Genomic DNA, 13575 nt, shown 5'->3' on the forward strand with positions numbered 1-13575 from the left:
TCCGCCGCCTACGAGCCGACCACAAAACCAGCCATCAATCACCGCAAAACACGGCCGCTTGACATAGGAGCAACACGCTCGCGAACAAGTGCGTCGGGCGGCGGCAAGGGGTATACCTCTGTCGTGCACGCAAAGATCGACACCGACCGATTTCCCGAGTGGCAACCGTTCGTCGATGCGGTGCAGCAGCGCCGTCCCGACGCCGGCACCTGGTGTGAGGCCTGGACGGTGCGGGACATCGTCATTCATCAGGCGGGAAATGCCGAGGAACTGGCCCGAGTATTGTGCGGGCACCTGGAAGGCCAGCCCGTCGGCACCCGAAGCTTCGAGGAACGCGAGGGACCACTGCGCGTCATGAACGACTCGGACCTGTGGGACGCCCTGCAGGACCGGATGGCCATGCTGAACGAGGTCGCAGAAGCCGCCGACCGTTTGCCCGCCGAGACCGACGTGGCCTGGACCGGCCGAACCATGAAAGTGCCGTGGTTCGCCGAGCACATGCGCGAAGAACTCGTGCTGCACAGCTGGGACGTCACCGGCGACGACGCCGCTGCGCGGGCGCGGCTGGCCGAACCCTGGATGACGACCCACAGCGTGATGGCCGTGGGAAAGCCGCTGCTGATGAAGGGCGCCAAGCGGCTGGAGCCCGCGGAGCGCATCGAGGCGCGGCTGCGTGTGCCCGGCGCTGACGACGTCGTCGTCGCGGCCGAAAAGGATTCGGTCCGAATCGAACTCGCCGAGCCCGACGGCCCGGCCACCCTCGAAACGGACGCGGCGGCCCGTGTTCTGCTGTTGTGGGGACGACGGCCCGCAGACCCGTCGCGGATTAGCAGCACCGCCGGGCCCGAAGCGCTGGGTCGCGTGCGCAGCCTGCTGGCCGGCTATTAGGCCTTTACTCGCTACCGCAGGGCGGGTATACACACGGCCATGAGACCGGCGTTGGCCGCTCTTGCGGTGTTGATTCTGATGCTCCCCGGCTGCAGCGGAGCCAAAGAGAATCCGCAAAACCAGCCGACGACGTCCAAAGCCGCCAAGCTCGCCGTGAGCAGTCCCGCGTTCGCCGACAACACCCAGATCCCGGCCGAATACACGTGCAAGGGCCGCAATGTGCCGCCGCCGCTGCGCTGGGACCACGTGCCGACCGGCACCCAGTCGCTGGCTTTGGTGGTCGACGACCCCGACGCGCCCTCCGGGCTCTATGTCCACTGGGTGGTCACCGGCATTCCGGCGTCGACCACCGAGTTGGGGCCGCTTCCGCAGGGAGCGAGCGTCAGCCTGAACTCCGCGGGCAAGCCGGAGTATTTCGGGCCGTGCCCCCCGGCCGGCAGCGGCGTGCATCACTACCGCTTCCAGCTGTATGCACTGAACAAGCCGTTGACCTTGGCGCCAACCACGCCGGCGGCCGAGGCGACCAAAACGATCGCGGAAGCGGCCATCGCGGAGGGCCGAACCGTGGGCCTGTTCGGCGGCTAGCCGCGAGCGTGCGTGTCCCCGGCCGACACGCTCGGCGTGTCGGCCGGGGACACGCACGCTCGCGCAAAAGGGGAGGCTACAGCCGGGCGGCCAGCTCGGTGCCCTGCCGGATGGCGCGCTTGGCGTCCAGCTCGACGGCCAGCGCGGCCCCGCCGATCACATGCGGCTCAATCCCGTTGCGGCGCAATCCTTCTTCGAGGTCGCGCACCGGCTCCTGGCCGGCGCAGATCACAACGTTGTCCACGGCGAGAAGTTGCCGCCGCGGCCCGATGCTGATGTGCAGCCCGTCGTCGTCGATCCGCTCGTAGTTCACTCCGGAAAGTTGCTGCACCCCTTTGGCTTTCAACGACGCGCGGTGCACCCACCCGCTGGTCTTGCCCAGTCGGCTGCCCTGCGGGCCCTTGCTGCGCTGCAGCAGGTACACCTCGCGGGCCGGGGGCGCAGGGATCGGCGCCACCAGTGCGCCGCGCGCTTCCTGCGGGTCGGCCGCCCCCCATTCGGCCTTCCATTCCTTGAGATTCAGTGTCGGCGACGATTCGGTTACCAGGAATTCGCTAACGTCGAAGCCGATGCCGCCTGCGCCGATCACGGCCACGCGCTTGCCCACGGGCTTGGCGCCGGTGACGGCCTCCGCATAGCTCATCACAATCGGGTGCTCGATACCCGGGATGGACGGAATCCGCGGTGCCACACCGGTGGCCAGCACCACGTCGTCGTAGCCGGCCAGCTCGTCGACCGATGCTCGAGTGCCAAGCCGCACGTCCACACCGTGCTTGGCCAGCATCGTGGTGAAATAGCGGATCGTCTCGCTGAATTCCTCTTTGCCGGGAATCCTTCGGGCCAAGTCGAACTGGCCGCCGATGAAGTCGTTTGCCTCGAACAGCGTGACGCGGTGGCCGCGCTGCGCGGCGTTGACCGCGGCCGCCAGTCCGGCCGGCCCGGCCCCGACCACTGCAACCGTGCGGGCACGTCGGGTCGGGGATAACACCAGCCGCGTTTCGTGGCCGGCCCGCGGGTTGAGCAGACACGACACCGCCTTGTGCGCGAAGGCATGATCCAGGCACGCCTGATTGCACGCGATGCAGGTGTTGATCTCGTCGGCACGATCAGCAGCGGCCTTGAGCACCCACTCCGGGTCACTCAACAGTGGCCGGGCCATCGAGATCAGCTGGACGTCGGTCTCGGCAAGGATTTGTTCGGCGGCCTGCGGCATGTTGATCCGGTTGGACGCCACCACCGGAATGCTGACGTGTCCGGCGACGGCGTCGCTGATGTCGACGAACGCGCCACCCGGCACAGAGGTGACGATCGTCGGCACCCGCGCCTCGTGCCAGCCGAACCCGGAGTTGATCAGGGTGGCCCCGGCTGCCTCGACTTCGGTTGCCAGCGCGACGATTTCATCCCAACTCTGGCCGTCCTCGACGTAGTCGGCCATCGACATGCGGTAGCAGATGATGAAATCGGGGCCGACGGCCGCGCGGGTGCGGCGCACAATCTCGACCGGGAACCGGCGGCGCTTCTCCGGTGCGCCGCCCCAGGCGTCGGTGCGCTTGTTGGTGCGGCGCGCCAGGAACTGGTTGAGCAAATAGCCCTCGCTGCCCATGATTTCGACGCCGTCGTAACCCGCCTCGCGGGCCAAAGAAGCACACCGGGCGAAATCAGAGATCGTGCTCTCCACCCCGCGCGACGACAACGCCCGCGGCCGGAACGGGTTGATCGGCGCCTTGATCGATGATGCGCTCACCGAAAGTGGGTGGTACGCATAGCGACCGGCGTGCAGGATCTGCAGCAGGATCTTGCCGTCGGCGTTGTGGACCGCGCTCGTGATACGCCGGTGCCGTCGCGCCTCGGCGGATGACACCAGCTCGGAGGCGAACGGCAGCAACCAGCCGGTGCGGTTGGGCGCATAGCCGCCGGTGATGAGCAGCCCGACGCCGCCGCGGGCGCGTTCGGCGAAATACTCGGCCAGCCGGTCGATGTGGTGGGCGCGGTCTTCCAGCCCGGTGTGCATTGATCCCATGACGACCCGGTTGCGCAGTGTGGTGAAGCCGATGTCCAACGGCGACAACAGGTTTGGATACGTCATAGCGCGGCAGCCACTTCGTCGAGCCAATCGATCGCGCTCTCCTCGGCGCGGATGCCGCCGCGCAGCACCAGATATTGATGCAGGGCGGCACCGCGGAGCTTCGACGGGTCGGGGAATTGCCGCTTCTCGAATCCGCGGTAAGTGTCGAGCAATTCGGCGTGTTCGGCGCGCAGCGCCACGACCTGGGTGCGCAGCGCGGCGATGTCGCCGTAGGCCGCGCCGCGTACTTTGACGGCGACGTCGCGGGTGCGGGTGTCCGACAGCGCGCTGCCCCGTCCGGTCAGCGGTTCGGCGATCCAGCGGGCCAACTCGGCACGCCCCGCGTCGGAAACGGTGTAGACCTTCTTGTCCGGGCGTCCCTGCTGGACCACGGGCGTCGCCTGCACCCAGCCGTCGTCCTCCATAGCCCGCAGGGTGCGATAGATCTGCTGGTGGGTGGCGGTCCAGAAATAGCCGATCGAGCGATCGAATCGGTGGGCTAGCTCGTAGCCCGAGCCGGACTGCTCGGACAGCGAGACCAGGATTGCGTGGGTGAGCGCCACCGGGGCAGCCTACTATGCAACTAGTTGCATAACCAGTGCGGTGTTTGCTTTTTGTCTGCAACGTCTAGTATCAGTAACCAACAGATCCGCGTCATTGAACAGCACTTGGAGGAGACCTTCGTGACGTACACGATCGCCGAACCCTGCGTCGACATCAAAGACAAGGCATGCATCGAGGAGTGCCCGGTCGACTGCATCTATGAGGGCGCTCGGATGCTGTACATCCACCCCGACGAATGCGTGGACTGCGGCGCCTGCGAGCCGGTCTGCCCCGTCGAGGCGATCTTCTACGAAGACGACGTGCCTGAGCAGTGGAGCCAGTACACGCAGATCAACGCGGACTTCTTCGCCGAACTCGGCTCCCCGGGCGGTGCGGCGAAGGTCGGCATGACCGAAAACGACCCGCAGGTGGTCAAGGATCTGCCGCCACAGGGTGAGGGCGACTGAGCGAGACAGTGATCCGCCGGCCCGTGTCGGCGTCGTTGCCGGTGTTCCCGTGGGACACCCTGAATGACGCACGCGCACTGGCCGATTCACACCCCGGCGGCATCGTCGACCTGTCGGTCGGCACCCCGGTGGACCCGGTCGCACCGCTGATCCGCGAGGCGCTTGCCTCGGCCAGTGCGTTGCCGGGATACCCCACCACCGCTGGCACCCCGCGGTTGCGGGAGTCCGCCGTCAAGGCGCTGAGCCGCCGCTTCGGCGTCACCGGGTTGGCCGAGACGGCCGTCCTGCCGGTGATCGGTACCAAGGAGCTGATCGCGTGGCTGCCGACGCTGCTGGGGCTGGGCGCCGCGGATCTGATCGTGGTGCCCGAGCTGGCCTACCCGACCTACGACGTCGGCGCGAGGCTGGCCGGTAGTCAGACGTTGCACGCGGATTCGCTCACCCAGCTGGGGCCGCAGACCCCGGCGCTGGTGTACGTGAACTCGCCCGGCAACCCGACCGGGCGGGTGCTCGGCGTGGACCACCTGCGCAAGGTCGTTGCCTGGGCGCGCGAGCGCGGCGCGCTGGTGGCCTCCGACGAGTGCTACCTCGGGCTGGGCTGGGACGCCGAGCCCCTGTCGATCCTTCATCCGTCGGTGTGCGACGGCGACCACACCGGTCTGCTGGCGGTCCATTCGTTGTCGAAGAGCTCCTCGCTGGCCGGCTACCGGGCCGGGTTCGTCGCCGGCGATCCGCACGTGGTCGGCGAACTGCTGGCGGTCCGCAAGCACGCCGGGATGATGGTGCCCACCCCGGTGCAGGCCGCGATGGTCGCCGCGCTCGACGACGACGAGCACGAACGCGAGCAGCGTGAGCGCTACCGGCGCCGGCGCGACCTGCTGCTACCCGCCTTCCGTTCGGCCGGATTCACCGTCGACCATTCCGAGGCCGGGCTGTATCTGTGGGTGACCCGCGGCGAGCCCTGCCGCGACACCGTCGGCTGGCTGGCGCAGCGCGGCATCCTGGTGGCGCCGGGCGAGTTCTACGGGCCGCGCGGCGCACGCCACGTGCGGGTGGCGCTGACCGCCACCGACGAGCGGATCGCCGCGGCGGTGGCGCGGCTGTAATACCGTCGCAGTGTGCGCGCCGGCGACGATGCAGAGCAAGAGAGCGATGTGGGGGCACCTCCCGCTTGCGGGGGAGAGGAGCGGCGCTAAATGACCGAGTACGACCGCGAAGCGGTGGACCGGCTGCCGTTCAGCTCCCCGGAGAAATCCGAGCGCTACCGCACCGAGAACTACACCGGGGCCGTCGGGCTCAACTGGTATCGCACCGATCCGAGTCTGCAGTTCACCATGGCCTACTACCTGCGGCCCGACGAGTTGGCGGTCGCCGAGCCGCACCTGGACCGCATCGGCGAGCTGATGGGCGGGCCGGTGGCGCGGTGGGCCGAGGAGACCGATCGCAACCCGGCGCGGCTGGAGCGCTACGACCGCTGGGGCCACGACGTCAGCCGGGTGGTGCAACCGCCGTCGTTCACCGCATCCAAACGGGCGGTGCTCGACGCGCACAAGGCGCTCAAAGACGACGCCCGCAAAGCCGGCCTCAACCCGTCGCTGCCGTTGTTCGCGGCCAACTATCTGCTCGACCAGGCTGACATCGGCATGGGTTGCGCGCTGGGCACCGGCGGCGGCATGGTCAAGTCGCTTGTCGCGGCCTATGCACCGGCCGACGTGCGCGACCATGTGCTGGCCAAGTTCGACACCGGCGAGTGGGAGGGCGAGACGGCGCAGCTGCTGACCGAACGCACCGGCGGTTCGGATCTGGGCGCATTGGAGACGACGGCGACGCCCCACGGCGACGCGTGGCGGCTCAACGGGTTCAAGTGGTTCGCATCCAACTGCGACGGCCAGGTGTTCGTCGTATTGGCCAAACCCGAGGGCGCGCCCGACTCCAGTCGCGGCGTAGCCACCTTCCTGGTGCTGCGGACACGGCGCGACGGGTCGCGCAACGGAGTGCGCATCCGTCGTCTCAAGGACAAGCTCGGCACTCGGTCGGTGGCCTCCGGCGAAGTGGAATTCGTTGACGCCGAAGCGTTCCTGCTCTCCGGTGAGCCCAGCGGTGAGGCCGGCTCGCACGACGGCAAGGGTCTGGGCCGGATGATGGAGCTGACCAACGCCGCGCGGCTGGGTATCGCGCTGTTCGCGGTCGGCAACGCGCGCCGCGCGCTGGTCGAGTCGCTGTGTTACGCGCGGCGGCGAGAAGCCTTCGGCGACAGGCTGATCGACAAGCCGTTGATGCGGCGCAAGCTCGCCGAAATGATCGTCGACGTCGAAGCCGCCCAGGCGCTGGTTTTCGACGGCACCGGCTTGGCCAACCATCGCCAGCCCCGGCCGGTGCGTCAGCGCATCGCGGTGCCCGTCACCAAGCTCAAGGTATGCCGGCTGGGCATCACGATGGCCTCGGACGCGATCGAGATCCACGGCGGCAACGGCTACATCGAAAACTGGCCGGTGGCACGGATATTGCGCGACGCCCAGGTGAACACCATCTGGGAGGGACCCGACAACATCTTGTGCCTGGACGTGCGGCGCGGTATCGAGAAGATCCAGGCCCACCAGCCGCTGCTGGAGCGCCTGCACGACGCGGTGTCGGTGTCCGACGACGACGCTACGACGCAGTTGGTGAGCCGCCGTATCGGCGATCTGGATGCGGCGATCACCGCATGGACCAAGCTGGAGGGCGATGTGGCCGAGGCGCGCTTGTTCCCGCTCGCGCAATTCATGGGCGACGTGTATGCGGGGGCGTTGCTGACCGAGCAGGCCGCCTGGGAGCGGGCAACATTCGGCGCAGACCGCAAAGCACTGCTCGCCCGGTTGTACGCGCAGCGATATCTGGCCGACCATGGGCCGCTGCGCGGCATCGACGCCGACAGCGACGAGGCAATCGAACGGTTCGACGAACTCGTCGACGGCGCGCTGGTCACCGACTGATGACGACGCCTGCGGCTCAGCCGCGCATCCCGCTGTCGGTCACCGACGTCTTCAAGCGCGTGTTCCTCGGCAAGCCGCTGATCACCGAGGAGTTGAGTTCCGAACGGCTGTCGAATCCTGTTGCGCTGGGCGCACTGTCACCCGACGCGATCTCGTCGACCGCGTACGGCCCCGAGCAGATCATGATCGAGCTGCTGCCCCACGCGGGCCTGGCCGCGTTCGCGTTGCTGCTGCCGATCACCGGTGTCATCCTGTTGATCCTGGTGTTGGTCGCCGCCTCGTATCGACAGGTGGTGATGGCCTACACCCGCGCCGGCGGCTCGTATGTGGTTGCCCGGGAGAACTTCGGGCCCCGGGTGGCGCAGATCGCCGCCGCGGCACTGCTGATCGACTACGTGGTCACGGTCGCGGTGCAGTCGGCGGCCGGCACGGTCGCGGTGGTGTCGGCGATCCGACCGCTCGGGCCCTACAGCCTGGAAATCACTGTTGCCGTCGTACTTCTGATCTGCTACGCGAACCTGCGCGGGTTGCGCGAGGCGGGCCTGCCGTTCGCGATCTCGACCTACTCCTTCGTGGTGATGATCTCGGCGACGATCGTGACCGGCGTGATCCGCCACATCTTCTGGGGCTTACCGACTTACGATCCACAGCACATTGCCGGCGCGGTGCCGGTGCATCAGGGCAGCGGGCTGGTGATGGGTGCGACGATCCTGGTGCTGCTGCGCGCCTTCGCGAACGGCGGGTCGTCGCTGACCGGGGTCGAGGCCATCTCCAACACCGTCAATGTCTTCCGTAAACCGCAGGGCGTCAACGCGCGTCGTGTCCTCACCACGATGGCCTGCATCCTGGGGTTCCTGTTGGCCGGGGTGGCCTACCTGGCGCATGTCACGCACGCCACCCCGTATGTCGACGAATACCCGTCGATGCTCTCCGAGATCGCCCGGGTGGTGTTCGGCCACGGAATCGTCGGCGACGCCTTGTACTTTCTGGTTCAGGCGTCGACTGCCGCCATCTTGTTCACCGGCGCCAACACGAGCTTCAACGGTTTCCCGGCGCTGGCGAGCTTTGTTGCCGAGGACCGCTTTCTGCCGCGGCAGCTGACCAAACGCGGGCATCGGCTGGTGTTCTCCAACGGCATCATCGCGCTCACCGCGCTGTCGGTGGCGCTGCTGGTCGCCACCGGCGGCTCGGTCAACGCACTGGTGCCGTTCTACGCGATCGGCGTGTTCACCGGGTTCTCGATGGCCGGCTACGGAATGACCAAACACCATCTGACGCACCGCCAACCCGGCTGGCGGCGCAAGCTGGCGATCAACCTGTCTGCCGGGATCTTGTCGACGATCATCGTGGGCATCTTCGCGGTGGCGAAGTTCACCGAAGGTGCCTGGCTGGTGGTCGTCGTCTTTCCGTTGATGGTGTTGGCGCTGATGCGGCTCAACAAGGAATACCGCGCCGAGGCCGCGATTCTCGAGATGTTCCGTACCGACCGCCCCGAACTGGTCAAGTACGCGCGGCATCGGGTGTTCGTCTTCGTCAACTCTGTCGACCTCGCGGTGATCGAGGCGCTGCGCTACGGCAAGGGGTTGCGCGCCGACGAATTGATCGCGGTGCACTTCATGGTGGACGCGGCGCACGCCGCGCAGTTGCGCAAGCGCTGGGACCGCTTCGAACTCGACACCCGGTTGCGCGTCGTGGACTGTCCGGATCGCCAGATCACGCGCGGGGCGCAGGAACTGGTGCTTCGGGCGCTGAGCGAGCACCCCGACACCAACGTGACGGTGCTGCTGCCACGTCGCACCTACGCGCCGCTGCTGGGGCGCCTGCTCCATGACCGCACCGCGGACAAGATCGCCCGCGCCATCAGCCGGATTCCGGACGCCGCCGCGACCATCGTGCCGTACGACGTGCAGTCCCGGATCGCCGAAGCTTTCCCCGATCTCTTCGAGCAGCGGATCGCTCGCGAGCTCGAGAAGATCGAAGAGCGGATCTCCCACGGCGAGCAGCAAACGGTCCAGGAGTACGAGCATCCCGAACGGCCGTCGGCGGTGATCCCGGTGGGCGGGCTCATCGAGGGGCAGCGAGCCACCGTCGAGGGACGAGTCAGTCAGGTCGAGGACATCACCAAGCGCCGGCAGACATTTCGCTGGATCGTCATCGGCGACGACAGCGGAGAAATACGGGTGACCTTCCACCCGGGACGCGGCGACGACGTCCAGCCCGGCCAACTGCTGCGTGTGACGGGAAAGGTGCGCGGCGGCGGCAATCGTCCGATGTCGATGGTCGACCCGGCCTACCAGGTGATCGAGGAACCGGTGGAAACTACGTAGCAAAGCGAGGACAGCGGCGCCGGTGTGCGGCAAAGTTACTGACATGGCTACCAATCCGAAGGTTCCGAAACCTGGGGACATCAAGTCCGCCGCTCAAGCCGCCGTGGAGACGGCGCAGTCGGTTGCCAGCGGTGCGATGCGAATTCCGCCGGCTTCGGTTCAACTCGCTGCACAGCTGCCGGATCTCCTGGAGAACCTCGCGGTGGCGACTGAGCGCCTCAACACGACAATCGACCGGGCGGAAAGGTACATCGCCCTTGCCGATCCGATGATCCGGACCATGGACCGCCTGCTGCCCCAGCTTGAAGCGCTCGTCGCCACCGGCGATGACGTATTCAAGGCTCTGTCCAGCCTCCCGGGGGTTTCGACGTTGGGTCGACTCGCCGCTGGAAAGCCCTCGGCCGAGCGCAGGACCGACAAGCGTCGAAGCAACCCGGCCGGGTGACCGTCGCTCAGGAACGTCGTCAGCTCGGAACGTCGATCTGGATCACGGTGCCGCCGCCGGGCGCCGGCGAGACAGTCATCGTGCCGCCGACCTGAGTCACCCGTGCCTTCATCCCGCGCAGCCCGAATCCGTCGGCGTGGTCGCCAGTCAAGCCAATGCCGTTGTCCGACAAGCAAAGCCGAATATTGCCCGCGGACGCGGTCAGCTGAACCCGTACTACGGTTGCCTGCGCATGCTTGCGAATATTGGTTAACCCCTCCTGGGCGGCGCGCAGTAGCACCACATCCTTGGCCATTTCCAGCGCCGGCAGGTCCCGGTCGGCGGACATGCTCACGGCGGTGCCGGTCTCGGCGCTGAGCTTGTCGCACTGACGCTGGATCGCTGCCGCGAGCGACCCCTGTTCCAGGTCGGCGGGCGTCAGATCAGCCACCATGCCCCGCGCCTCGGCAAGGTTTTCCCGTGCAGTCGTATGGATCAACTCGACGTGGCGGCTCGCGGCGCCGGGGTCGGTTTCCAACTCGGTTTCAACGACCTGTGCCAGTGCGACGATGCTGGTGAACCCCTGGGCCAGCGTGTCGTGGATCTCCCGCGCTAACCGCTCCCGTTCGGCTGAGATACCGGCCGCGCGCGACAACCGCTCGGCCTCGGCGCGGGTGGCTGCCAACTCGGCGACCACCGTGGCTAACCTGGCGCGTTGCCGCGTCGCCGTCACGATCATGGTCCCGATCACGGGCGCGGCGACGACGCCGATCAGCGTGATCGCCACGCCCACAGCGATATCCGGCGTGTGCGGTCCTTCGACGATCAGCGCGATCGCCAACGGGATGAAGTTGATCGCGGTGGTCGCGGCTATCGCGGTCCACAGCGGTAGCGCCGAGAAGACGATTGGATAGATCGCCGGTATCGCCGCGACAGCGACGATCGAGAACCACATCGCCAGTACTAACAACGTCACCGCCACGGCAACGAATGTGGTTGTTCGCCAGGTGGTTTCGCCCGAGCGGGGTACGCCGCGCCCGAAGGTCAGCGCCCAGACCGCGATGCCCGCCAACAGCGCGGCGGCGACCGGTGGCTTGCCGGTGAAGCGGTCGTTGAGCAGAAAGACGGCGGCGATGGCCGTGATGCAGACACCGGCGATGTAGGCATCCCAAAGCCAATGCCATTCGGTGGCCCGCGCCGCGCCATCGTTCATTGCGCGATGTTAGCCCCCGTGGGCACCCAGTTGCCGTGGAATCCGTTCGGCACTCGCGCCGGCAGGTGCACGGTGGCGACCGCCTCCAACGTCTGTGCGTCGAGCAGTACCAGATCGCTGCGATCGGTGGTGCGGTCGTAGACGAATCCCATCGCCACGCCGTCGTCTTCGGCGGCATCCGCCGCGGACGGGACGAAGACGAACTCGCTGGGCTCGCGGCCGGCGCCAAAGGACGCCGCTCTTGTCGATTGCGTCAGCACGTCGTGCTTGAGGATCACGTCCGGCGCGGTGAGCGCGGCCCATCCCGGCGCATATCCGACTGCGTAGCCGTAGCGGTGGCGCCGGCCGACCAGACGCTCGTCCACGCGAGGGAATTCCTGCGAGGTGTCGTCGAGTCGCTCCTCGGTCACGGAACCAGTGGTGAGGTCTACCGTCCATCGATCCAGCGACTGTGTGTCCGGGATTGGCTCGGTGGCGCTCGCGAAGATCTTGGGATGACGAACGACGTCCAGCACCAACTTGTTGCCGTCGTCGAAGGCGTTGAGCGGGTGGAACACGTAGCACGGCTGCACCTCGAACCAGCGGATGTCGGCGGCCGTTCCTTCCCTGGGCATGACACCGACCTGGGCCTTGCGCTCCGGCGCCCAGCGATAAGGCAGCGGCAAGTTCGGCGGTCCTCCCCGCTCCGATCCGCGCATGGCAGCCCGCAGCACGAAATCCGGTGCGGCGTGGCGCTCGACGACGCGAGTCAGCCACCTGGCCAACGCCTTGGCCGGCCTGCGGGACGTCGCCGCGCTGAAATCCAACGCCACCGGCAGGTCGTAGAGGACGACGTAGCGCTCGGTGAGCGAAAAGTCGTGCATCATCGTTTGGGCATTGAGCTTTATGTCTACCCTGCGACGCACCTTGCCGTCGACTCCGGTGACGGTGTATCGAATCAGGCTGCCCTGCATGGGGTTATACGACACTGCGTGCAACTCGCCGCTCACGGGATCCCGTTTGGGATGTGCGGTGTAGCCGGCGAAAAGGGTTCCGCAGAAGTCCGACGGGCCAACGGTTTCCAGGTCGTCGCTCAATTCGTACGGCCGCACACCGGCCTCGGTGAGAGCCAACGTGCGCCCGCCGTGGCCGATGACGTTGGTGTTGGTCGCGAAGTCGAAACCGCCGTCGTGCGGTCCACCGGGCCATCGCTCGCCGAGGCGGCGTGACATGTCAGCCGAGCGCACCCAGCGATTGCGGTACCACTGCGCCTTGCCGTCCCGCAGCCGCAAGCCGTGGACCATGCCTTCGCCGAGAAACGGGTGATACCGGCTTGGATCCGGGTCACCAAGGGGATTGGGTCCGACACGTAGATAGCGTCCGTCAAGGTACTCGGGGATACAGCCGGTCACGTCGAGATCGGTCGCGGTGATTTCCCGCCGGACCGGAGCCCAGTTACCGCTCAGATACGGGTTCCCAGCGTCAACTGCGGTTTCGCCGAATGTTGTTGTCATGCGCCCGTCTCCTTCAGTTCGATGACGATCGGGATGCCGGTGTCAAACCAATAGCGGTGCAGCTCTTGGATTTTCGCGCGGGTAGGCCAGCCGCGCAGATGGAGCGCGCATTCGGCGTAGTCGACCGGGTTCACGGTGTCGCAGATCGTGGCCCGCGCAGTCGCCAGCTCGGCCGCATCGGTGATCTCGCGCGCCACACCGCCGAACGTGCCGCCGGGGATCCGCAGCTGCACGGCCGGGTTGGCGCGGATGTTGCGTACCCAGGCGTGCACGACGTCCGGCTCCGTCACCGCGACATGCGGCGGTCGAAGCGCCACGATGTACACCCGGTCGTCCCGCCGGATCATGCGGACGCACTTACTCCTGGGCTTGCCGGTCTTGCGCCCGGTCGTCGTCAACACACCGAATCCAACCGAGGGCGACAGCTTGAACATCGGGAGCATCAGCGCGCTGAGCACTCGGCCGCTACGGCCCGAGCGCAGCAGGCGCCGGTGCTTCCCGAGTTGCGCGACCGCGGCGGCGCGCACGCCATTGGTGTCCATGCGCCGATCCTGCGTGACCCGGCGCCGGGTTCGCGACACCCTGACGGCTGTATTCG

12 protein-coding genes are annotated in these 13575 nt (G+C 67.2%); 7 read left to right on the forward strand and 5 right to left on the reverse strand.

Annotated features, from left to right (window positions below; genetic code table 11):
* Positions 1 to 123 precede the first annotated feature (123 nt).
* Together AWC14_RS21870 and AWC14_RS21875 are read left to right on the forward strand one after the other, a co-directional pair.
* A complete protein-coding gene (locus AWC14_RS21870; protein WP_085241458.1) occupies positions 124 to 888 on the forward strand; it encodes a maleylpyruvate isomerase N-terminal domain-containing protein in 765 nt (254 codons plus the stop codon).
* A 39-nt stretch (positions 889 to 927) separates the two neighbouring features.
* Positions 928 to 1473 (forward strand): YbhB/YbcL family Raf kinase inhibitor-like protein, encoded by a 546-nt coding sequence (locus tag AWC14_RS21875; RefSeq protein ID WP_069601533.1) that lies wholly within the window; start codon positions 928 to 930, stop codon positions 1471 to 1473.
* A gap of 76 nt (positions 1474 to 1549) precedes the next feature.
* Here AWC14_RS21875 and AWC14_RS21880 read toward each other — a convergent pair whose 3' ends face one another.
* Both AWC14_RS21880 and AWC14_RS21885 read right to left on the reverse strand, forming a co-directional pair.
* Positions 1550 to 3559 carry an NADPH-dependent 2,4-dienoyl-CoA reductase gene (locus AWC14_RS21880; protein WP_045380599.1) on the reverse strand — a complete coding sequence of 670 codons (2010 nt, stop codon included), beginning with the start codon at positions 3557 to 3559 and terminating at the stop codon, positions 1550 to 1552.
* The gene (locus AWC14_RS21885; protein ID WP_045380601.1) at positions 3556 to 4101 is read right to left on the reverse strand and encodes a PadR family transcriptional regulator; all 546 of its coding nucleotides are present in this window, start codon (positions 4099 to 4101) and stop codon (positions 3556 to 3558) included. The genes AWC14_RS21880 and AWC14_RS21885 overlap by 4 nt, the downstream gene beginning before the upstream one ends.
* 120 nt (positions 4102 to 4221) lie before the next feature.
* On the opposite strand from AWC14_RS21885, the gene fdxA reads away from it, so the two are divergent.
* The 5 genes from fdxA (at position 4222) to AWC14_RS21910 (ending at position 10292) form a co-directional block, all read left to right on the forward strand.
* Positions 4222 to 4548: a ferredoxin gene (gene fdxA, locus AWC14_RS21890; RefSeq protein WP_045380648.1), complete on the forward strand. Its 327-nt coding sequence runs from the start codon at positions 4222 to 4224 to the stop codon at positions 4546 to 4548.
* 23 nt (positions 4549 to 4571) lie between these two features.
* Positions 4572 to 5654, forward strand: a complete 1083-nt coding sequence (gene dapC, locus AWC14_RS21895; RefSeq protein ID WP_045380650.1) for a succinyldiaminopimelate transaminase — start codon at positions 4572 to 4574, stop codon at positions 5652 to 5654.
* 90 nt (positions 5655 to 5744) lie between these two features.
* Positions 5745 to 7520 (forward strand): acyl-CoA dehydrogenase family protein, encoded by a 1776-nt coding sequence (locus AWC14_RS21900; protein WP_045380603.1) that lies wholly within the window; start codon positions 5745 to 5747, stop codon positions 7518 to 7520.
* A complete protein-coding gene (locus AWC14_RS21905; RefSeq protein ID WP_045380605.1) occupies positions 7520 to 9847 on the forward strand; it encodes an APC family permease in 2328 nt (775 codons plus the stop codon). The genes AWC14_RS21900 and AWC14_RS21905 overlap by 1 nt, the downstream gene beginning before the upstream one ends.
* Positions 9848 to 9890: 43 nt before the next feature.
* Positions 9891 to 10292: a hypothetical protein gene (locus AWC14_RS21910; protein WP_045380607.1), complete on the forward strand. Its 402-nt coding sequence runs from the start codon at positions 9891 to 9893 to the stop codon at positions 10290 to 10292.
* A 19-nt stretch (positions 10293 to 10311) separates the two neighbouring features.
* On the opposite strand, the gene AWC14_RS21915 is transcribed toward AWC14_RS21910, so the two are convergent.
* From AWC14_RS21915 to AWC14_RS21925, 3 genes are read right to left on the reverse strand one after another with little or no spacing between them, the layout of a single operon-like run.
* Entirely contained in the window at positions 10312 to 11484 is a 1173-nt protein-coding gene (locus tag AWC14_RS21915) for a sensor histidine kinase (RefSeq protein WP_045380609.1), read from the reverse strand.
* Entirely contained in the window at positions 11481 to 12977 is a 1497-nt protein-coding gene (locus AWC14_RS21920) for a carotenoid oxygenase family protein (RefSeq protein WP_045380612.1), read from the reverse strand. Before AWC14_RS21920 ends, AWC14_RS21915 begins: the two co-directional genes overlap by 4 nt.
* Positions 12974 to 13519, reverse strand: coding sequence for a nitroreductase family deazaflavin-dependent oxidoreductase (locus AWC14_RS21925; protein WP_193393855.1), 546 nt, complete (start codon positions 13517 to 13519; stop codon positions 12974 to 12976). The genes AWC14_RS21920 and AWC14_RS21925 overlap by 4 nt, the downstream gene beginning before the upstream one ends.
* Positions 13520 to 13575 lie beyond the last annotated feature (56 nt).

The sequence above is a fragment of the Mycobacterium kyorinense genome (genome assembly GCF_002101735.1).
Classification (GTDB): Bacteria; Actinomycetota; Actinomycetes; order Mycobacteriales; family Mycobacteriaceae; genus Mycobacterium; species Mycobacterium kyorinense.

Coding starts and splice junctions, on each gene's coding strand:
- AWC14_RS21875 (WP_069601533.1), top strand. CDS start 928: ATGAGACCGGCGTTGGCCGCTCTTGCGGTGTTGATTCTGATGCTCCCC.
- AWC14_RS21880 (WP_045380599.1), bottom strand. CDS start 3,559: ATGACGTATCCAAACCTGTTGTCGCCGTTGGACATCGGCTTCACCACA.
- AWC14_RS21900 (WP_045380603.1), top strand. CDS start 5,745: ATGACCGAGTACGACCGCGAAGCGGTGGACCGGCTGCCGTTCAGCTCC.
- AWC14_RS21905 (WP_045380605.1), top strand. CDS start 7,520: ATGACGACGCCTGCGGCTCAGCCGCGCATCCCGCTGTCGGTCACCGAC.
- AWC14_RS21910 (WP_045380607.1), top strand. CDS start 9,891: ATGGCTACCAATCCGAAGGTTCCGAAACCTGGGGACATCAAGTCCGCC.
- AWC14_RS21915 (WP_045380609.1), bottom strand. CDS start 11,484: ATGAACGATGGCGCGGCGCGGGCCACCGAATGGCATTGGCTTTGGGAT.
- AWC14_RS21920 (WP_045380612.1), bottom strand. CDS start 12,977: ATGACAACAACATTCGGCGAAACCGCAGTTGACGCTGGGAACCCGTAT.
- AWC14_RS21925 (WP_193393855.1), bottom strand. CDS start 13,519: ATGGACACCAATGGCGTGCGCGCCGCCGCGGTCGCGCAACTCGGGAAG.